Genomic DNA, 20,724 nt, shown 5'->3' with positions numbered 1-20,724 from the left:
CTTCGGTCCTTAACCTATGATTTTAGGTTAAGCTGCGGTCTTAAAGCAAACTCATTGGATCAATATCGATTAATATTTTGACTCCGGATGGAACCCACTCCTGGTCCCCCAGCAACTGTCTTGAAAAGGGATTGGCGGCTGCGGGCTGAGTGCTTTTAATAAGCAGATGGTATCGGAACTGACCTCGCAATTTAGAAAGGGCGGCTTCGGCCGGACCCAGGACTTCAATAGCGCCATACTGTTGTGGGAACTGGGCTTTAAGAGCATGAGCTCTTCTGGCTAAAAGTCGGGCCGTTTCTTCTACAATTCCCAGTTTAGTTCCTTGAATTCGGAAGCTCACCAAGCGTCCCATGGGTGGATAATTCAGAGCACTGCGAATTTCCAGTTCGTGAGCGGCAAAGCCCTCGAAGTCATGAGCTTTGGCAAAAGTGATGCTGTCATGTTCAGTGTTGAAGGTCTGAATGATCACAAGCCCCGGGCTTTCGCCTTCTTTCACGTGTCGTCCAGAGCGACCGCTCATCTGAGTGATCAGTTGAAAGCTTCTTTCGGTGGCACGGAAATCCGGAAGGTTGAAGCCCACATCGGCCAGCACCAGTCCCACCAGTTTCAATTTTGGAAAATCAAGACCCTTGGCGATCATCTGCGTTCCGACCAGAATATCGATTTCACCGGTTTCCATTTTGCCAATCAGATCTTCCAGATCCGCACGACTTTGAATTTCATCGCGATCGGCACGAGCAATGGTTTTCCCTGGGAACAACCGGGTCAGATCCGTTTCCAGAAGTTCGGTGCCCAGGCCAATGGCCTCCAGTTGTCCTTCGTGGCAATCCGGACATTTGGTTTTGAAGTTTTCGTGATAATCACAATAGTGGCAAATCAGGTGCGAATGCGCATGCAACGTCAAAGAAATATCGCAGTTTGGACACTCCCGCGTGTGACCGCAGGAAGGGCACACCACCATCTGCGCAATCCCGCGGCGATTCAGAAACAAAGCGGCCTGATCTCCTCGCGCCAGAACTTCCTGCATGCGCTCGTAAAGTGTAGGGCTCAGCCAGAAAGGCAAATGCGAATATTTGGTGATAAGCTTTTGCTTTTCCTCGTCGTCATCTTTGAGCCGGCGCAAGTCAATAACTTCAATATCAGGTAGCGCGCGGTTGGCCACCCGTCGGGTCAGGCGATGCAGATGATACTTTCCGTCGATGGCATTTTTCCAGGTTTCTAGGCTGGGGGTCGCTGACCCCAGCACCACCGGACAGTTCATCAGTTTGCCCAGCATCACGGCGGCATCACGGCCGTTGTATTTCAGTTTTTCATCTTGTTTGAAGCTGGGTTCGTGTTCCTCATCAACAATAATCAGACCCAGATTGTCGATCGGACAGAAAAGGGCAGAGCGGGCTCCGATGAGAATGGATTTGCGTCCCTCGACAATGTCCCACCATTGGTTGGTGCGTTCACGGTCGGTCAGCTGCGAGTGAAGTGCGGCAATCTTGTCGCCAAAGCGACGGGCAAAGCGTTGGATCAGTTGCGGCGTCAGGGAAATCTCAGGCACCAGCACAACGCCGCGTTTGCCTTCGGCCAGAACTTTATCCAGCAGGCGCAGGTAAACTTCGGTCTTTCCAGATCCGGTCACACCAAAAAGCAGATGAGTGGAAAACTGCGAGTGTTGAGCGATGCTTTCAAAACAGGATTTTTGTTCCGGCGTCAGGTCCAATGCCGAATCGGCTTCCAGCTGGGGAATGACCGGCGGGCGCTTGGACTGCCGCTGCTTTTCAGATTTTCTTAAGGGCGGGAACGCGGATTGAAAAACTTGTCCCACAGGATGAAGATAATACTGTGCCAGCCACTCCAGCCATTTCACATAGGGCTCTGGCAGTGGGGTGTATTCCTCAACGATGGAATCTACAGCTTTGACTTCAAATTCAGGAACTTCCGCTGTGGGTCCCAGCACAAGGCCATGGACTTTGCGCCCACCGCGCCCCAGCGGGACCGTGACCAGTTGCCCTCGTTGCAAGGGCAGGTCCGAACTGTAGGTCAGAGCCTCTGGAAGAGGAGCGTCGGCAGCCACTCTCCACAGTTGAGTCGAACTCATCTAAACCTCTTGTAGAACTCCGTGATCACGTCTTTGGCTGGTAGATCCGCGATGCCATCCCATTTCAGATTCGTATCCAAAGACGATGGCTGGAACAAGGCCACGGCCGTTTGGGGGCGCGCCGAAGCGCTGATCAGACGAATGGTCACAGTGTTGTTGCCCCAGCGGATCGTGCGCGAGCGAGGATAAGAAAGTCCACGGGCAAAATTATTATAATTGTTCGCACTCATTTCCACCTGCGAAGGCAGGCGTAATTTTCGCACAACAAATTCATCCTGCTGAATCCAGATGCCTGGCGATCCTGCTTCCTGTTCCACAGGGGTCGGAGCACCCAGAGCATAGTTCACCACGCCACCAGTGCGAGAGAGGCGAACCCAGTGCTCAGGTTCATGTTTGATTTCATTGGCTGTCTTCGGCAGGGGCTTTTTGTGGAAAGCATTTGTCGGGACGATTTTAAAGTGCGCCAAAGCATTGGCGAAGATTTCGGGATTTCTCATGTTCAAGAATCGCTCCAGGAACTCTTCAGGAAGCTTTTCACCTTTTCTTTGGCCGTCCACCATGCTCCATTTTTGGCCGCCATTATAAAGGAACTGGAGCTTGAAGGAGCTTTGCAGGTCTTTGCCTCCTGTGACAGTCAGACGCATGGTGCGATCGCTGTCCACCAGCCAGGTTTCTTTGACCATGACCGTTTCTTCGCCGCTGGTGAACTGCACTTCTTGTTCAATCGCATAGATCCCAGATCCCGCATTTTCGCTTGTTTTCTGCAAGATCGTGCGAGTGGGCAGAATATAAGCCACAGCCAAGGCCGGACAAAGCACAGAGAGGGCTAAGGTGACAGCGATCTTTTTCATAAAAACCCCTTATTGCAGGCGACCTGCAAGTTTGACAAGGTAAGATGTCAGTTCTTGTTTCAGTTCCGGATTCTGCAATGCCAGTTCGATGTTGGCTTGCAAATATCCAAGCTTGTCACCGGCATCATAGCGCTGAGCCGAAAAGGTCATGGCGTTCAGACCATGTTGAGCGCAAAGCACTTTCATGCTGTCGGTGAGTTGAATTTCACCGTTCAAAGTGGGCTTGGCATTTTTCAGAATATCCATAATGGCGTTGTCAAAGACATAGCGACCCGGCAAAGCCCAACGGCTGTTGGTTTCGTGCGGTTTTGGTTTTTCCACCAAGGACGTTACCTTGAAGAAGCCCGTGGACTTTTCCTCAACCTCGGCGATTCCGTACTTGGAAACATCTTTGTCTTCTACCTTCATCACCGAAATCGTGGAAGTGGCAGTCTCTTCAAAAGAACTGACCAGTTGAGAAGTGACGTTGGCTTCACCGTGGAAGCCCATGGTGATTTCATCGCCCAGCAAAACGGCAAATGGATCTTTGCCGACGATCGGAAGTCCGCAAAGAACAGCATGCCCCAGGCCCATGGCCTGCTTTTGGCGGATGCTGATGATATTGGCGGAATCACGGATGCGAGTCACACGCTCCAGAAGTTTTTCTTTGCCATCTTTGGCCAGTTTGTCTTCCAGTTCATACGAGGTATCAAAAAAGTCTTCAATGGCATGTTTGCCTCGACCGGCAATCAGGATGATGTCTTCAATTCCGGCGTGAACCGCTTCTTCCACGACGTACAAAATGATCGGCGCGTCCACGATGGTCAGCATTTCTTTAGGCACGGTCTTGGTGGCTGGGAGGAAACGTGTTCCCAGGCCTGCCGCAGGGATGATGGCTTTTTTTACTTTTTGCATAGCTAATAAAATCTCAAACGTTTCATTTTAAGACAAGCCCTAACGAGGCCTGTCTCAATATGAAAAAAGCTGCGGTTTTGCGCAAATCTGCCGAAAAGATTGTTAGTCTAGTATTTAGGGGAGTTTCCATGAAAGTGCGTTTTAAAAAGACAACCTGGCGTGCGGCGGGAGGAATTCTTGCCTCCTTCGTACTGATAGTGTCCTTTCAAAACTGCGGCAAGGCAGGTTTCGACTCTGATCTAGGCAGTGAAGCGGATGTAGGGTTGTCTGACGCAGAGCTGGCGGCCAAGTATGGGGCCACAGACGGGGCGAAAGTTGCGGCTATTCCCTTCGCTTTTGAGGCTGGTTTTGACACGATCACCTATAACTCCTGTGCCGACACTCATCTCCGCAATAATCCGGCGTTCTTCACACTGAAGGCCGGGGCCCATTCCTCGGGTGGAATCAAACTTAAGAATGAGTTCTTTGATTATACGGATTCCAATTTCAAACCTGTTTATCCTGAAACCAGCCTGACTGAAAATCAGTACAAAGATTATCTGGCAGACTCGCCAGCCAACAACGGGGCCGTGGCCACCGTGGCTATTCGTGACAGAGGCAATCTTGCCAATGTTTATACGGCCACAGGGAAGTTGACCCTTTGGACAGATGTGATCCCGCTTGTGGCGCCGCTGACAGATTCTTTGGTCATGGATGCGTTTGCGCAAAAAGGGGTGACGGCGAATTATTTCCCGTTCTCGCCTGAATCACGCGTGATGGAAGCCACCATGAACATGAATTCCAGCGAAACTTTGGCGGAGGCCTATCGTCAGCAATTTATGACTTCGGCGGTGATGAGTCTGACCTACATGGTGAATAACGGTGAAATTCACGAGGTGCGAGCGCCAAGTTCTGCTCTGCCGGTGAAAACAGCTTATGGTAAGGGTTATTCATTTGTGTTCTCGCAGGCTCCGGCCGCAGGTGCCGCTTCAAACAACCCGGCAAATGTCCTGGCCTCTGTGAGTGAGTACGATTTGCAGTCGCCGACGCAGATTACAAAATCCTGGAACTGCACTCGCAAGTACCGTGTCGTGAGAAAGGAAGATGTGGCAGCTCAGTGTCCTGTCCAGAGCTATAGCGATATCGCGGGAAATGCCACTTACGTTCGCGAGATGGAAATTGCCCGTCGTCATTTGCGCTCAGACCAATGGGATGTGAATGTGCAGTATGGCTGCGTGGTTCCTCGCACAGGTGTGTCCTGTTATAAAGAGGAATCGGTGAATGGTGCGCCGGTTGTGGAGTATGATCTTACGAAATCCTGTTTCCGTGAAAACGGAAACTATCCTGCGGGCGCAACGCCAAACAGTCGTTGCATGCATTTTGTGACAATCTGCACCCGCGATTAGTTTTTGGCGACACGTTCTTCCAGCATCGATTCCATGTGTGAAGGGTAAGATTTAATGTATTTGATAGGGTCGACCATTCGGCCCTTTTTCTTTACTGCAAAATGCAGGTGAGGTCGCGTGCAATAACCCGTGCATCCCACTTCGCCAATGCGTTCGCCTGCAGAAACTCTCAGACCCTGACGAATTCTTTTGTCGATACGATGAAGGTGGTTGTAGGCGGTCTCCATGCCATTGCTATGCAAAAGCACGATGTAATTGCCGGCGGCATGATTGCGTCCGTAGCGGACCACGGTGCCTTTTCGAGGGGCATAGACGGGTTCGCCCACGGGCAGTTCAAAATCAATTCCCAGATGTGGTTGCAGGCGCTTGGTGATCGGATGAACGCGGTTGGGTTTAAAGCGGCTGGCGATCTTGATGTAATCCACCGGGGCATAGAATGGCTTTTCTTCCAGTAAGTCAGAGGCGGCAAAGAAAACACCACCACCTTTGGAATTACGCACGAACTTTTTCTGAACAGGCGTTCCATTGATGGTCAGGGAAGTCTTTAAAACTTCTCCGTATTTAATAAACTGTCCGGCATCGTGAAGCTTTTCTACCTCCAGCCAGAATGAGGCGCCACGGCTGACGGCGCGGGGGGCGATATCAAAGGCGTAGGCATCCAAAAAACGTGTCGCCACCCAGTTGCTGTTGATCTTTGCCAGGATACTTCCCAGAACCGAGCCATAGATTTTTCCTTCGACCCGGGCGTAGCTGATTTTGTATGTCGGATTGTAGGGCAGGGCCTGCACCTTTCCGGATTGCTTGATAATGCGGAAAGCGTCAGATGTTTGAGAGTCGAACATACGAAGTTCGATATTTCTTCCGGAACCGCGCACCAGATAGCGCGTGTCCAGAGTCAAAAACAGACTGCGCAGTTTTGAGTTGGAGGCGATGACAGACTCGCGTTCACTTTGAGTAAATCCGTGTTGGCGCATGATGGAGATAAGATTGTCGCCAAGACGCACAGGCTTTGCAGTAAAAGTGTTGGCTCCGGCGTTCGCCGATTGATAGGATGTGAATGCCAATACAAACGCACTCACGATGCTTGCGAGGTGAAAATTCATGATGCCCCATCCTTTGAGCTTTATTAAACTTCCTGTTTTCTTCTGCATTTATCTTATCGTGAACACGGCAGCAGCCCAAGTTTATAATTCCTCTATTTCCGCTGCGACCGGCGGAACTGGACGTGCGGCGGTGGAAGCGGGGGATGCAGCGTTTTTAAATCCGGGAACTTTGGTGCACTTAAAAGGTCGTCAGCTTTTCTCTTCGTTTGCAGAAAATCAGTTTGCCGTGGCATTGAGTGATAACACTCAAGACAGCATGCTGCCGGCGGCGTTGGGATTTGTGCAGAAAAAATCCGATGTATCGTTGGGGCGACTTGAAGAAAGTGATCTGACTTTGAGTCTGGCAGAATTTGCCACGGACCAGTGGGCGATGGGTATTACAGGTCATCATCGCGAACAGAAGCTTCCGAACCAGTCTTACCGTCAGACGAACGCGGATATCGGATTAGTCTATACACCGCAGTCTCATATTGGATGGGGTTTGGTGGCGTACAATGTTTTTGGTGAAGATACGGCGGCTCCGAAAGAGCTGCGCCGAAAAACCTCTGTAGGGGCGGGTTTTAATTATATCTATAAAGGGACCGTCAGGATGCGCGCGGATGCCACTTCCGAATCCGAATTCATGACCGGCCTGGAGACTTACGTGAATAGATTTGTTATCAGCCGCCTCGGTTATATGAATAATACCAAGGATTCCAGGGAGTTAATTACGGCTGGCTTGGGCTTTAAAGGCCCTAGATTCGCTTTGAACTATGCCTATGAAGGAAATCCTCGGGAGTCTGGGGATTACCGGCATTCAGTTGACTTGGGGATTCCATTTTGATAACTAACTCATTCCGTTAAAACCTAGGGGAATAAAATGGCATCTAAAACACAAAAGACTGAGTATATTCGCGAAAGAAAAAAAGCGACTAGCGGTAAAAAGCGTAAAGCTGCTGCTCGCACTAAAGGCACTACAAAATCTGCAAAAGTTCTTTTCAAAGACTAATTGCCTTAAGATTTTAAGTACTTAGACAAAAAGAAAGCCCATGGAGACGTCCCTGGGCTTTTTTATTTTATTCTCATGATTTGGATCCGTGATTAACGGCTCCCCACGTTTCGACGCAACAAGCCACCGTCTTCCATTGCTCCACCTTTTAAGTCCCAGCGGAAGGGAAGCTCGACCCAGCCTTCCTGACCAGGATAGAAGCGCCATTTTTTCAGGGCAGCCAGAGTTTTAGAATCCAGATTTCTGAATCCCGTAGACTGCATCATGCGGAACTTCTGGGGATATCCTTCTTTGGTGATATAGGCATAAAACACCACGGCACCCTGGTCGCCGCGCAGGCGTTCCTGGCGATCATAGCGGGGGCGAGGGTTGCCCGGCATCTGACGAAGCTGATCCAGGCTGCGCACTCCAGAAGGTTCTCCGGCCAGAGCGGTGCCCTGACCTGGGGAGCCCGAGTTTCCGGCGCCAGCGCCTTTACCCATGCCCCGTCCGTTACCTTCTCCACCCAAGCCTGCTCTTTTGGCAGCGGCGTCTCTGGCGGCTTTTTCTTTGGCGGCTGCAGCGGCCAAGGCGGCCGCACGTTCATTGGCCAATGCTGAAGAGATGACTTTGGCATTTCTTTGGCGCATTTCATTTTGCATGGCTGCAAGCTTTTCAGCTTCGGCCTGATTGTCGGCCTCCAGGGCGCTTAAGCTTTCATCCTGTTCAGCAGCCATCGCGGCAGCCAGGGCCTCCATGGAGCGTCTTTCATTTTCCACGGCGGCACCCTGAGCACTGTCGATGTTGTCGAAGTCTTCATTGAAGTCCGCATTCATATTAGATGCGACAGCGTGTTTGGCCAAAGCTCCTTCATCCAGTTCTGGGGCTTCGATGTCATCAATGGTCATTGGAACAGCTTTGAATTCTGTTTTAGGGGCAATGCTGCGACCACCTTTTGCGGCCACGGCCTGAGCTTTGGCAGAGGCTTTTGCTGCCTTGGCTGGAGCCGTCTTCACAGCTTTGTTGGCAGCGGTTTTGGCAGCCGCTTTGGGTTTGGCAATCACGACATCGCTGGGGCTTCCGGCGTCTTCCAGTTTTTCTACCTGGGGAGTGTCAGCAGCGACAGGCAGACCACCTTGAGTAGGGGGAACGCGGGCTCCGCGAGGAGCAAGTCTGGGTGTGGGCACATCTTCGATTTCAATCGTGATGGTTTCAGTTTTGACCTCTTCCACCAATGGAACACTGATCATGGCAACAACCAGCACGATAGCCGCGTGCAAGGTGGCGGACAAAGTCATGAAGCGAGAGGTTTTGCTTTGTTCGGGTTCTCTGTGAGCCAGAAGAAACGCATCGTAGTCGATGGCCGATTGAGCGGCAGAACTCTTCTGGGAAGAATTCGCGAAATCAGCTTTGGGCATTTGAAAGTCAAAGAGACTCATTTGATCGTCATTCTTGGACTTGTCATTTTCGAGGTTGAAACCCATAGAAACTCCTAGTGCTATCCAAGGATGCACTATCAATTCCCGGGCCATGTAAAAAAGCCCCTGCGTGCATTTCACAAGCAGGGGCCGGGTATAAATTTCAGGGGTGTTAGGGCGATTGTCAGCCCTTACGGTCTTTCTTCTTTTTGTGGGTTAAGCCGGTTGGTTATAAAGCCAACTTAATGCGTATTTAGAGTTCAAGTACCCGCACTTTTGCATGATTTTTAAAGCAAAGTAGCTCATGTCTTTGTAGCCATATGCCACCCATTTTAAGGTTTTTATAGCTCGATTTATGCCCTCCGACACCCCAGAAGTTAGACGATGAACAAAGTACGCCGTAAATTCGGGTCTATCTAGAAGGCTCCAAAAGTACTTAGCTAAATACTTTGCTCCAATCATTTCGCTCCACTCATAGCACAAAGTAAGTTCATTCATGGCATCATCTGGAGTTCCACAAATATCGAACATCCTGTGAAAGCGCTCTTTGATCATCTCAAGCTGCCCAACAATTCTATTTTCTCCCATGACCTTCATAATGAGCTCCCTATCATGCGTTGATCTGTTATTCGCTTTGGTGATGTAAAGGTATTTATACTTTCCGCTGAGATAGCCGTGGTCGGAGATCTTTTGTGTTTTAGTCCAGACCTCTCTTCGCTCTTGGTTCAGAGTCTCGTTGAAAGACTGAACTAAGTGAAAACGATCCCAAACAATATCTGCAGTTGGGCAGTACTGCCGGACACTCTCAGCATAGCCACGATGTTGATCGCAGGTGACGACTTTGATGCGTTGACAGGCCTCTGGGCCGATCATTTCAAAGAAGGTGTCCAGAGCTTCTTTGCGTCTGGAAGTACTGACCCAGATTACTTTGTGAGTTCGGTGATCAATTATCACAGTTAAAAACAGATCATCTCGACCTTCCCCCTCTTTGAGTTGGGCAGTACCGCGAGCGTAAACTTCGTCAACAGAGATATGAGTGACTTCGGGAATGGAGTATCCCTGCAGCAGCCTCTGTAAAATATGTTTGTCGACTTTATAGCAGGCCATTTTATCGACAGATTCAAGTTTTGAGACTTGTAAGACCGTTGTAACCTCAGAAAGGCGACTGATCCACCAAGCTAGTTCCATCGTGATATGTGGGCTTGTGGGGCAAAGAAAGTCAATCCACTCACTGCGAACTTTTTTACAGTTATGGCACTCTCGTTTTTCTCGAAAAAATCCTACAGAGACAGTCCACCCGAATGCTCTAAGATGTTTCGCAGAAACCCAGTATCGATCATGCATGGCCCCAAGTTCTTCTCCACAGACATTGCAAAGTCGTTTCCGCGAGGTTTCAGACTCTAAAATTAGCTCCATGTGTTGTCGGAAACGAAATTCTTTGATGTCTTTAACAGAAAATCCTTGAAAGGATCTGAAACAATGAGGAATGTACATCTGAAGCCTCGGCTCTTTCTGTTGTCATATTGATATTGCGTAGTAACAAAATCAAAACAGACAAATGCACAGAAAGCAGGGGCTTTTTTATTTTAGCGCGTAGGCTGTGGGTAAGTGCCTTTAAAAAGGGATCTCCGGCAGGCAGGATGCCTGCGCCCGCCTACTGGCGGGCAAGAAGCCGGCTGAGCCCGGATGGCGTATCCCGTTTAAAGGGACTTATCCACAGCCGACCCACTTATTTTAGAAAGATCCCAGCCCTTATTCAGGCAGCAATCCGTCGGGGATCTGGCCGGCGGCAATGGCTGCGGCGATCTTTAAGTGGTCGGCATGGCCTACGATTTTGATCGCCTCATTCAATGGCATTGGATCCGGATGCGGGATCTTGGCTTTTTTGAAGTCCATAATGCGGCGATAGCTTTGTTCCAGGTCTTCTTTGTGCAGACTTCCTTGGGCCACAGCCTCCAGAATTGCGTCATAAGCCTGCGGTGGAACCTCGGGATCATTGCAGTACAAAAGCAAATCCACACCGGCTTTGAGCGCGCGGACGGGCACTTCCTCAATGCCATAATGTTTGGTCATCGCCTTCATACCAAGGTCATCGGTGATGATCAGGCCGCGATAACGCATTTCTTCGCGGATCATTTTTCTAACAAATGTTTCTGACAGTGTCACGGGCCATTCCGGATCAATCTTCGGGAACTTGATGTGAGAGGTCATCACCATGTCGACGCGCGATTTGAAGGTTTTTTTGAAAGGAATCAGTTCGCACGACTCCAAACGAGCCAGATCGGCATTTTCCACAGGAAGGTCCTCGTGGCTGTCCACCAAGGTGTTGCCGTGGCCCGGGAAGTGTTTAGCACACGTGATGACTTCAGCTTTGATGTATCCACGAACAAGGGCCGAGGCATGTTTTGCCACCATTTCCGGATCGGAGCTGATAGAGCGATCCCCGATCACGGTGTTGCCCGGATTGGTGAAGATGTCCACGCAAGGGGCGAAATCCAGGTTGATACCCACGGCTTTCATTTCCAAGCCCATGCGATTGGCGAAGTGGAAGGACACTGTGGGGGCATCCAGCTCACCCAAGCGGCGCAATGGGGGCCAGACCGTGAAAGGAGCTTTCAGACGATGAACGCGACCGCCTTCCATGTCGATACCAATAAACAGAGGCGCCTTGTCCACCTGCTTGTGACGCAAAGACTGGATTTCTGAGCAAAGTTCGTGGACTTGCTTGGGGTCAGCGACATTGCGGCCGAACAGACAGACCCCCCCGATGTTGTGCTCTACAATGAATTTCTTTTCGTCGGCAGTCAGAGCGTGTCCGGATACGCCGATAAACATATGCTGACCAATGATGTGGCTGATACTCATGAACTAATTCCCTTTGTCTTCTGTCTTTTGCGGTTGGCCTTTCAGCAGAATGCCTTGGCCGGGAGGAACGCCAATCTGCTTCGTCGGTGCGGGCGCATTGGCTTCATTTGCTTTTAGTTTTCTTTGGCGGGAAACGACATTGCTGTCGCCCTCAGGAACTTTTCCGAAAAGTGTTTTTAAGATCGCGGCGCTATAGGGGACTGTGCCGATGGCTTCAGAAGGTGTTGCCACCAATTCAGTCACGATTCCCTGCCCCATGGCATTCGTTCCCAGAACCTCACCACGTTCGTTGACATAGCTGAGGAACTTGATGTCTTTGAATGTGTTAAGGATCTTGAAGGCTTTAAATCCGTTGTAGGTTTCTTCTTTTCCCACCAAGGCCTGGCCTTTGTATATGGCCGCGTCCTCTTCTGCAATGGCCTGGTATTCATAGTTGGTTTCAGACTTCAGTCCTTCTTTGGACTTCAGCATCAGGTAAACCAAAAATGTGGAAAGAAAGGTGCCTTTGGGAATCTTCTTTTCAATGCGGGAAACTTTGCCATTGCTCTTTACAACGGCACTCAGATTGCCGTTTTTGAATTTTGCATCGATCAGTTTGGAATCTTTGCCTGCCAGGGACGTGTATTCGTAAGAAATCGGAGTCAGTTCGGCATCGGCATAGGCTTTGAGGCTTTCGGTGGTTTCGCTGGGACCCTTGCCGGTTTTCAGAAGATAAGTGGAAATGAACTGTTTTTTCTTCTGGTCAAATTCATAGCGGCTGATGACGTAACCAATGTGTTCTTCGCCGGAAAGGACCTTGGCGTATCCTTCAAAAAGAACATCCCCACGGGCCGTTCCCGCGTAGACCATGGCAAACAGAAGTGTAAGGCATATTCTTAGGACCATTGTCGAGTTTCCTTCTTAGAACTATGGATAAAAGTCTGTCATCTCACTATAGAACAAGTCAAAGTTTTCGAGGTCGAGTTATTGCCACAACCGGCAACCTACGCGACAATGTTGAGACACAGATGTTTAATGCACGAAGTACTTTTATTCAGAATCTTAACAACAGGCGCGGTCAGATCGCCCTGTTCGTTGCATTGATCTTCCAGATTCTTTTCCTGTTTTTTGCAATGGTGATCAATGTCGGACTTCTTGTGCATCACAAAGTCAACTTGCAGAACTCTGTCGATCTTGCGGCCTACTATGGAGCCATGAGACAGGCCGAGAATATGAACGCGATAGCACACATTAATTATCAAATTCGCCAAAGCTGGAAGTTGCTGGCATGGCGCTATCGCATGCTTGGCAGTGCGGGGGAGTGGGAGCGGCATCCTTTCAAAAAACCTCTGAAGGCAATTCAAGGCCCGACGGATGATATTGTCAGCACTTCGGATTCTGTGTCTCGAAATCTTCAGGAAGCACCTGCGTTTTGTATTACCTATATTCCCTTTAAGCCGATGCCTCCTGGAGAGAATACCTGTCGTTATATGGCTTCGTACACAAAGGTCATGTTGTGGCAGGATGTCCCGGTGATTGCATTCCACCAGGCGTTTTCCAAAAGTATCAGCAATGCCAGTGACGTGATGAGAAGCAGCGCCACAGAACGTTGTCGGGTGTTTGGTTCTTATAACTACTTCATGTTGGGAAAATTCATAGTCAGCTTCAATCTGGATCAGCGCGATCGTATGAATATGATTGCCAGCTTGTCCCGCGCTTCAAGTATGGCCAAGGATGACTTTTATGATCTGGACGGGCAGAAAGCCAGCGTCGGTATTGAGAATACGTTCCTTAATAATCTGACCCCACCGAACAAGGCCGGGAATCCAAAAATGCAGGTCTTCAACTCTTTGGGAACAGATGCTTGCAATGCCTCGGGTCAGGCGCCAGATCAGCCGGCGAAATGGCTCAGTGCTGTTCGCATCTATCCGGGATTCAGATACACCGATACCCAGTGCGATGGTTACAATATCAAGACCGATCCTAAAGAGCTGACCGGTCATGCTTCCAGCTTTCCTTACCATCTGGACAGTGTGAATGCTCTTAAGGGTCCTATTACAGAGCTTGCGAATTTTATCGGCTATCGTAGCAATTTGAATGACAACTACAATTTCTCTATTGGAGTTGAGAAGAATCCATGGTGCATGGCCTATGTGGGCGTGTCCGCCACAACTTCCCCGAAAATTCCTTTCTCTCCGTTTGGCACGATCACTTTGAAAGCCAGAGCGTTCTATAAACCCTTCGGTGGCAGAATCGGTCCTTGGTACAATCAAAACTGGAACCGCGGCTCTGGCTTCTCTGAAGGTGGTCCAAAAACAGACCCTCTTCTTCCACCGCGTGTTACGGACACATCTTTGCTTTCCTCTATCAGCACCGATACGGCGAACAATGCCATCCGGGCGGCAAACTTCAGTCGCTTCCCGGGCGATAAGTATGGTTTAAAGACTTTCAGAATGCTGGCTTACTATGGCGAAGCCATTTACAAGTTAGATCCGAAGTGGTCCTCGGATCCGAATCCATACGGTGGTAACAGCATCTATGAAGGCGACAGCGCTCCGAACTTTGCCCATTGGGATCATATTCCCAACAGAATTAATGAAATCGGTGATCTGCTGTCCTGGGATTCCGTGCGTGATGTTCCTTCCGCGATGAGGAACCTTGAAACTGCCGCGATCCTGCCGGACTTGTTTGATATGACCTACTATTCGATCGAGCCGGATTTCTATAACAACTACTATAAGAAGATTAAAAATGGATACTTGAAGGGACCAGGGTCGACGTTTACCGGAAGCTTCCGTCCGGATCTGGGTTATCACAAGGACTACAAAAGAGGCACTTACAATTTCGAAGAGTACAATATCGTAAGTCAATTCAACGTGCTGAAGGAACCAGGCTTTATTGTTCCCGTGAAGGATAAGTTTACCTTTATGTCCATGGATTGGATGAATGTCCTGACGGGCTGGGCTCCGAAGGGATTGTTGGACTATTCTTTGGATACGTCCAAGTTTGGTAAGTGCGCGGCACCTGTTCTTGCGGATAGTTCTGGTGGCGTGGTCCCAACAACGGGAAATTGCGTCGTGGGTGGCAGTACGGGTTACGCGGTTAAAATGGTTTCTTCCAACTACTTGCGATCACAGGATCTGAAGCTTGGGGGAGAAAACACCGGCGGTGGTCCGTTGTTAAATCCTCCACCTGATGACAGCGAGTTCTAAGATAAATGCATCTGATTGTCTCAGTCTGAGACGTTCGCCAAAAACTTAAGATTCTACGACTTTTGTCCGAAAAGAGGACATAGGGGAGTTTTATGAAAAACGGGATGTTATCCATTTTTTTATCTGTGCTTATTGGAGTAACCCCATCATTTAGTTCTGCAAACGAAGCCAACGCTGCTTTTGATTCCGAACTAAAAAAGGAAAAAGATTTCCTGAACGAAATGCCCACCAATGCAGATACTAATACCAAGTCTGAAGCGGCACCCGGCAAGGGCCCTGGAGCGAAAGGCGATGATGATGAAGCCAATAAGGGCCTTGACGATGTGTATACCAATATTCGCACTGGCCTTGAGCAGGTTTTAAACGCATATAAGACAATTTCTGGAAACATGCCAGGTGTGACAATTGTTACGCCTGGATATCAAGAAATCGTCAACTACGGACACAAGTATGTAGACAATCGCGATAACTGTATTTCTCGGCAGGGTAAAGCAGCGATGGCGTGTCTTGAAAATTATAGTGAGGACCTGCAAACGGGTATCGCCTCTATAAATATGCTTCTTTCCACAATAGGCTCTGCGGCCGTCAATGATACATGTAGCACTTTTTCAAAAGCAATGGACGTTGCAAAAGGTGCTATGACTGCCTACACATCTGCGTGTGGTGTTATGAAGGCGGGTTGCGGCTGGTCGTGCGTTCAAACTCGCGGCGGGCTTGAAGGGTTGACTAAAGGTCTTAAGGCCTCAGAGGCAGGCACTTCTTGTAAACCCGTTGTACCTCCAAATCATCCTCAATATGCTCAGTTTCAAGCGGCATGTAGTACTTTTATATCCGAATATGGAGCCGGGTTGAAAACTCTAGCTGCTAACATTCCAAAAGATCTGAATGCAAAAGATAAAAAAGCGGTAGCTGGTAAAGCGGCAATTTGTACAGGCAAGTATGCAATGCTGTTGGCATCAGCCGGGACGGGAATTCTTTCTTTAGCCAACTCACTTAAGCAAGGTAAAGACTGTAAAGACAACACAGATGGTACCGGAACACCAGTGGCTGCTGCAGCCAAAGACAAGTGTGAAGACCCAGCAAATGCTCAGCTTCCAGAGTGTATCTGTAAAGCAAATCCAAGAACTCCAGGTTGTGCGAACTCCTATCAGAAAGCCAACGAAAGTGGTGATTCCCGTCTGACGGCTTCGGGTGCGGATGTCAATCCTGCGGCTCTTGGTGGAAAAGACGGCCTTGGTGGACTGGGGCTTGGTGGTGACGGCAGTACTTTGGGTGAAAACGGTGCCGGCGGTGGTTCTGACTCTGGCGGAATTGGTGCACCCATGGGTGGTGGCGGCGGCTTGAGCGGCTTCGGTGGCTCGGGTGGCGGCGGAGGCGGCGGCAAAGAAGAGGCTGCCAAAAAAGGTCTGAACACAGACATTCTTTCTGGTTCCGGCGGTGGTGGCGGAGGCGGTGGCTTTGGTGGCTACCGAGGTGCTGCTTCTGATTCTAAATACCGTGCGTATCTGCCCGGTGGCGCCAAAGACCCAGCACAAGGCTTGGCGGGTCAGCAGGCTTGGACAAAAGAAGTCACCGGTCAAGGTGGTAAGTCCAATTGGGAAAAAGTCAGAGAACGCTATCGTGATAACAAGAACACGCTCTTGAATAACTAAAGGAGACTGCTGTGAAAAAGAACTGCATTAAATATATTTGCGCAGCCTCTTTGGTTTTTGCCCCTGTGGTTGGATACACGGCTGATGCCACAACCACGAAAAAAGAATCCGGAGATAAAGGTGTGGAGTCCGGCGCCAGCAAGAGTCCCTCGGGGCCTTCGGTGAATGATTCCGCGGATAAGACGTCTGATTCCAACTCGATGGGACAGGCGATGTCGTATCTGACGGGCGGGATGTTCTTGACGATGGGATATCAGGATATCAAAACAGGAACACAATGTTCTCCTAGTCCTTGTTCTGCCCTTATTGCCAAAGGTGTCTTTGAGGTGATGTTGGGGATGTTGTCCATGGCGCAGGGTGGTGCTCACGGCAAAGCTGCCGGCCAGGCCAGTGGTACTGGATTTAATACCGATGGTTTTGGGAATTTGCCTGGAAGTTCCAGCAATGAGCCCTATGGCTTGGATGACCCAAACAACCCCTTGAATAAAGACCCTCAGTTTGCAGCGATCAAAGGAAATATCTCCAAGCTTGAGCAAATGGGTGTTTTGGATTCCAAGACAGGGACCGCAAAGGTGGGTGACAAAACCTACAAGATGTCTGACTTTGCCTCTAAAGAATCAATGGCTGCGGCGGGAATTCCCCCAGGTGCGATTGCGGGCTTGATGGAGCTTTCAAGTCAGATGGAAAAAAAGGCCAAAGAAAAATATGACAAACTTAAGCTTGGCGCCATGACTGCTGCTAACGGCTACGATGAAGGTGGCGGCGGGGGTGGTGGCGGATTCAGCGCAGGCCTGGGCTCTTCTGATGACATGGGATCATCTTCCGGCTCGGGCGGCAGTGGATTGGGAGGCTCTGGTGCTTTCAATCGCGATCCAGCCAACCTGGCGGGTATGCAAAAAAATTATAACGGCGAACCCATCGGAGTTGCTGCCGACAGTATCTTCCTGATGATGACTCGAAGATACAAAGTCAAAGAAAGCCAGGAATCCTTCTTTACGGATGCAGAATTAGCCCTGCAGAAGTAGAAACAAAAAAAGCCGAGTTAAGGAACTCGGCTTTTTCTTTTCTAATATAAAAGATATTTCTTTCTTTCCTTAACCCAAGACTTTTCATCTTTAGCCAGGGCCAAATCAAGATCCTTTGGAGTCGCCTTGGGATTTTCGATCCAGTCTTTCAAAGCGGGGCCACCGTTGATCACATCAAAGGCCAGACGGTCCTTGACATATTCATACGCGAAATCGCGATAGATCGGATATTTCGGATGCATTTCGCGGATCACTTTCAACATCAAGGCGGTCAGGCGGAAGGGCTTGAACTGATCATGCTTGTAGCTGATGCCATCGGTATGGAACTGGAAACCGTGACAAAGCTTGCCGACATGTTTGTGGAAGGTCGGTTCAAAGAAACATTCACGCAATGTCACACCTTTCATCCACTGCGGGGCCTTCTTTTTCATCCGTACCAGCACTTCGTGGAAGTCGATATCTGAGGCTCCGATAATTTCCAATGCACGGGTGGTGCCGCGAGCTTCGGACAAAGTGGTGCCTTCGATCAGCACAGTCCCCGAGTAGGCGCGAGCCATGTTGAGGGAAGCCGCATTTGGGGATGGATTCACCCATGGACGCTTTAGATCCCAGCCAAAGCCAGGGCCCTTGTCCGGAGAGTAGCCTTTCATTTTTACGATCTGCAGATCCAGATCCAGTTGATAGAAGTCAGCAAAGTACAACGCCAGCTCACCAACGGTCAGACCGTGGCGCATCGGAATCGGAGCGGCCCCGACAAAAGATTCCCAGCCAGGCAGCATCCGGAAGCCTTCCACAGGACGGCCTGCAGGATTGGGGCGATCCAGAACAATCACGGTTTTGCCAAGCTTTGCACATTCTTCCATCATATAAAGCAAAGTCGTGATGAAAGTGTAAATACGACAACCCAGATCCTGAAGATCAAACAAAACAACATCGAAGTGGGACATCATTTCGGCTGTGGGTCTGCGCACTTCACCATATAAACTGAAAACAGGAATCTTATGGACGGGATCAATAAAGTCCGGGCTTTCAATCATATTGTCCTGTTTGTCGCCACGAACACCGTGCTGAGGCCCGAAGGCACAGGAAAGTTTGATCTTTTTTGAAAGCAAATCCAGACTGTGCTGCAAACTTTCATCCACACTGGCAGGGTGACAAACCAAGCCGACGCGTTTTCCCTTCAGACTTTTAAGCATTTTTGCATTGCTAAGAAGAACTTCAAGACCAAGTTTCATTTGATATCCTTGTTAAAGAAAAATTGTATTAGAGGCTTTGGTCCCCGCAGGAACACGAACATATTTGCCAACCACAACGTTGGTCAGCTCGCAACCCTCTTCGACAATGGCGCCGGGGCCTGCACAGAAAACGCCTTGAATAGAGGAAGTTTTCACCTGGGCAGTGCTGGCAACTAGAGTCAAAGATGAAACGGTCCGGGTCGCTGTGGTTCTTTCCGTGGAATATCTTTTCAGCGCCAGCTGCAGAGCTTTCTTCTGATAAGACTCTTCACCCGTGAGAAACTCCAGACACGCCTTGGTGGCCTCCATAAAGTCCTGGGGATTGCCGGTTTCAAACCAGGTCCCTTCAAAAGGCACAGCTTCAACCGAGTGACCTTGGGAAATTGCAACAGTCACCGCATCATAGAGAATGTTGGATTCAACATTTGCCGGGATATATTCCAGAATTTTTTCATCCAGAATCTGGACGCCAACAAAATGCCAGGCGCGCACGGATCCTGGAATAGGGGTTTTGCCAAATCCCAGAACCTTATTGTTCGCATCCACCCAAACGCCACCAAACTTGGTGCCGACATCGGGATGATCTTTGACGATCAAGGTCGCGATATTTTTTTGGGAGTTGTGACGAGCAAAGGCCCTCTGTAGTACATCTTCTTCTTTTGGAAGGATGACTTCGTCAGCATTCATTAACAGAAAGGCCCCGCCGCCTCTGAAATGGGAAGCCGCCTTGCCCAGTCCCCCGCCATTGCCCAGAATAAACCCTTCTTCGTCAGAAAAGATTACAGATTGCGCTTTGATCGGCAGAGTGTGGAAAAGATCGTGGATTCCCTGTGGCAGGTGGAATGTGTTTACCACCAGTTTGTTGATCTCTAAATCCCCCAGAAAATTCAAAACATGAGCGGCCAGGGGAATGGTCAGAAATGGAATGGCGGGCTTGGGCAGAATGGAAGTGTAGGGGCGAAGTCTTGTGCCTTCGCCCGCCGCCAGTAACATGACGTTCATAGTGTTTCGTACTTTCTTTCCAAGGCGCCGGAATCAATCAGCACATCGGCAAAGACTTTGTATTCCGGGAACTCGTTGATAGCCTTAAGAACACGTCGAAGGGTTCCGGAAAGATACTTCAGGTAGCGGCGATCCTGTCTGAGGTGATAGAAGCTTGCAAAACTTCCGCAGGCTTTGAAGCAGCGCTGAATGGATTGCAGTTCATAGATATGATCAAACTGTTCGCGTGAGAAATCTTTCGGAAGATATTCTTTGGAACGATCCAGATAGTAGTTGATCAGAGTCTTTGCCATCGAATCATTCATATCGACATACGAGTCGCGCATCAGACTGACCAGATCATACTGAATCGGTCCCAGACGGGCATCCTGGAAGTCGATAACACTCATTTGATCCAGTTTAATCATCAAATTGCGGGAGTGATAATCGCGGTGAGCGATGCGTTTGGGTTCTTTATCCAGGCGGCTGGAAATATCCACAAAGATATCGGTGATTTCTTTGTTCAGAGATTCACCAAATGGAAACTTTAAAACGCCGGAAAGCAGATTGTCTTTGCCGTAGTTCATCTCCCAAAGGAACTTTTCAGTGTTGAACTCTATTTTGAAGGCCGTGCAGTCTGATTTGTCCAATGTGGCCGGATGATGGATCTTTACGATCTCATCAATGGCCATCTGATAAAACTCCAAAGAAGCTTCCTGACTTTGACTTTCCCAGAACTTTCTTTCCAGGGTCAGGTCCCCTAGATCTTCCAGAAGAACCAGGCCTTCTTGTGGGGACATGGCAACAACCGTGGGCACATGCACGCCATTCTTTGCAAAGTGATTGAGAACGCTCAGGAAGGGATAGTTGTTGGGATCAAACGGTTCCCAGCGCATCAGAACCCAGGATTGATGATCCTGAACGACGCGATAGTAGCGACGATTGGAGGCATCACCGGCAAGGGAAAACACCTTGTAGTTATCGGATTTCAGGGCTTGCGTCAGAAAAGGAACTAAAAATTCATCATGAGTGACCATGAGAAAAATTCTCACAGACACTCACGGTATT

General features: G+C 49.5%; 17 protein-coding genes. 6 read left to right on the top strand and 11 right to left on the bottom strand.

Annotated features, from left to right (window positions below; all coding sequences use genetic code 11):
* Positions 1–40: 40 nt before the first annotated feature.
* Genes priA through galU form a run of 3 tightly spaced genes read right to left on the bottom strand, consistent with a single transcriptional unit; the run spans position 41 to position 3,834 of the window.
* Positions 41–2,089, bottom strand: a complete 2,049-nt coding sequence (gene priA, locus ACZ5ZV_RS19745; RefSeq protein ID WP_464118931.1) for a replication restart helicase PriA — start codon at positions 2,087–2,089, stop codon at positions 41–43.
* On the bottom strand, positions 2,086–2,940 hold the full coding sequence (locus ACZ5ZV_RS19740; RefSeq protein ID WP_464118930.1) for a hypothetical protein: 855 nt from the start codon (positions 2,938–2,940) through the stop codon (positions 2,086–2,088). The genes priA and ACZ5ZV_RS19740 overlap by 4 nt, the downstream gene beginning before the upstream one ends.
* 9 nt (positions 2,941–2,949) lie before the next feature.
* Positions 2,950–3,834, bottom strand: a complete 885-nt coding sequence (gene galU, locus ACZ5ZV_RS19735; protein WP_464118928.1) for a UTP--glucose-1-phosphate uridylyltransferase GalU — start codon at positions 3,832–3,834, stop codon at positions 2,950–2,952.
* A gap of 128 nt (positions 3,835–3,962) precedes the next feature.
* Between galU and ACZ5ZV_RS19730 the strand changes: the two genes are divergently transcribed.
* Positions 3,963–5,219, top strand: coding sequence for a hypothetical protein (locus tag ACZ5ZV_RS19730; RefSeq protein ID WP_464118926.1), 1,257 nt, complete (start codon positions 3,963–3,965; stop codon positions 5,217–5,219).
* On the opposite strand, the gene ACZ5ZV_RS19725 is transcribed toward ACZ5ZV_RS19730, so the two are convergent.
* Positions 5,216–6,322, bottom strand: coding sequence for a peptidoglycan DD-metalloendopeptidase family protein (locus ACZ5ZV_RS19725; protein ID WP_464118924.1), 1,107 nt, complete (start codon positions 6,320–6,322; stop codon positions 5,216–5,218). The two genes, ACZ5ZV_RS19730 and ACZ5ZV_RS19725, sit on opposite strands and share 4 nt — an antisense overlap.
* On the opposite strand from ACZ5ZV_RS19725, the gene ACZ5ZV_RS19720 reads away from it, so the two are divergent.
* Positions 6,321–7,145 (top strand): PorV/PorQ family protein, encoded by an 825-nt coding sequence (locus tag ACZ5ZV_RS19720; protein ID WP_464118922.1) that lies wholly within the window; start codon positions 6,321–6,323, stop codon positions 7,143–7,145. The two genes, ACZ5ZV_RS19725 and ACZ5ZV_RS19720, sit on opposite strands and share 2 nt — an antisense overlap.
* A 36-nt stretch (positions 7,146–7,181) precedes the next feature.
* Positions 7,182–7,310, top strand: coding sequence for a hypothetical protein (locus tag ACZ5ZV_RS19715; RefSeq protein ID WP_464118920.1), 129 nt, complete (start codon positions 7,182–7,184; stop codon positions 7,308–7,310).
* A 92-nt stretch (positions 7,311–7,402) separates the two neighbouring features.
* Here the strand turns inward: ACZ5ZV_RS19715 and ACZ5ZV_RS19710 are convergent, their stop codons facing one another.
* The 4 genes from ACZ5ZV_RS19710 to ACZ5ZV_RS19695 all read right to left on the bottom strand — a co-directional run bounded on the left by ACZ5ZV_RS19710 (position 7,403) and on the right by ACZ5ZV_RS19695 (position 12,457).
* On the bottom strand, positions 7,403–8,773 hold the full coding sequence (locus ACZ5ZV_RS19710) for an energy transducer TonB (RefSeq protein WP_464118918.1): 1,371 nt from the start codon (positions 8,771–8,773) through the stop codon (positions 7,403–7,405).
* 150 nt (positions 8,774–8,923) lie between these two features.
* Positions 8,924–10,123 carry an ISL3 family transposase gene (locus tag ACZ5ZV_RS19705; RefSeq protein ID WP_464117007.1) on the bottom strand — a complete coding sequence of 400 codons (1,200 nt, stop codon included), beginning with the start codon at positions 10,121–10,123 and terminating at the stop codon, positions 8,924–8,926.
* Positions 10,124–10,459: 336 nt separating this feature from the next.
* The gene (nagZ, locus tag ACZ5ZV_RS19700; RefSeq protein ID WP_464118916.1) at positions 10,460–11,572 is read right to left on the bottom strand and encodes a beta-N-acetylhexosaminidase; all 1,113 of its coding nucleotides are present in this window, start codon (positions 11,570–11,572) and stop codon (positions 10,460–10,462) included.
* Positions 11,573–11,575: 3 nt separating this feature from the next.
* Positions 11,576–12,457 (bottom strand): hypothetical protein, encoded by an 882-nt coding sequence (locus ACZ5ZV_RS19695; RefSeq protein ID WP_464118914.1) that lies wholly within the window; start codon positions 12,455–12,457, stop codon positions 11,576–11,578.
* Positions 12,458–12,579: 122 nt separating this feature from the next.
* Here ACZ5ZV_RS19695 and ACZ5ZV_RS19690 point away from each other — a divergent pair, with 122 nt between their 5' ends.
* The 3 genes from ACZ5ZV_RS19690 (at position 12,580) to ACZ5ZV_RS19680 (ending at position 17,440) form a co-directional block, all read left to right on the top strand.
* Positions 12,580–14,763: a Tad domain-containing protein gene (locus tag ACZ5ZV_RS19690; protein ID WP_464118912.1), complete on the top strand. Its 2,184-nt coding sequence runs from the start codon at positions 12,580–12,582 to the stop codon at positions 14,761–14,763.
* A gap of 92 nt (positions 14,764–14,855) precedes the next feature.
* The gene (locus ACZ5ZV_RS19685; protein ID WP_464118910.1) at positions 14,856–16,415 is read left to right on the top strand and encodes a hypothetical protein; all 1,560 of its coding nucleotides are present in this window, start codon (positions 14,856–14,858) and stop codon (positions 16,413–16,415) included.
* Positions 16,416–16,426: 11 nt separating this feature from the next.
* Positions 16,427–17,440: a hypothetical protein gene (locus ACZ5ZV_RS19680; RefSeq protein ID WP_464118908.1), complete on the top strand. Its 1,014-nt coding sequence runs from the start codon at positions 16,427–16,429 to the stop codon at positions 17,438–17,440.
* A 41-nt stretch (positions 17,441–17,481) separates the two neighbouring features.
* Here the strand turns inward: ACZ5ZV_RS19680 and ACZ5ZV_RS19675 are convergent, their stop codons facing one another.
* The 3 genes from ACZ5ZV_RS19675 to ACZ5ZV_RS19665 are packed head-to-tail and all read right to left on the bottom strand — an operon-like array spanning position 17,482 to position 20,708.
* Positions 17,482–18,675, bottom strand: a complete 1,194-nt coding sequence (locus ACZ5ZV_RS19675; protein WP_464118906.1) for an exo-beta-N-acetylmuramidase NamZ family protein — start codon at positions 18,673–18,675, stop codon at positions 17,482–17,484.
* Positions 18,676–18,687: 12 nt separating this feature from the next.
* Positions 18,688–19,677, bottom strand: coding sequence for a sugar phosphate nucleotidyltransferase (locus ACZ5ZV_RS19670; RefSeq protein WP_464118904.1), 990 nt, complete (start codon positions 19,675–19,677; stop codon positions 18,688–18,690).
* A complete protein-coding gene (locus ACZ5ZV_RS19665; protein ID WP_464118902.1) occupies positions 19,674–20,708 on the bottom strand; it encodes an aminoglycoside phosphotransferase family protein in 1,035 nt (344 codons plus the stop codon). Before ACZ5ZV_RS19665 ends, ACZ5ZV_RS19670 begins: the two co-directional genes overlap by 4 nt.
* Between the last annotated feature and the right edge of the window lie 16 nt (positions 20,709–20,724).

The organism is Bdellovibrio sp. HAGR004, from assembly GCF_055397015.1.
This window is presented reverse-complemented; position numbering and strand designations above follow the sequence as displayed.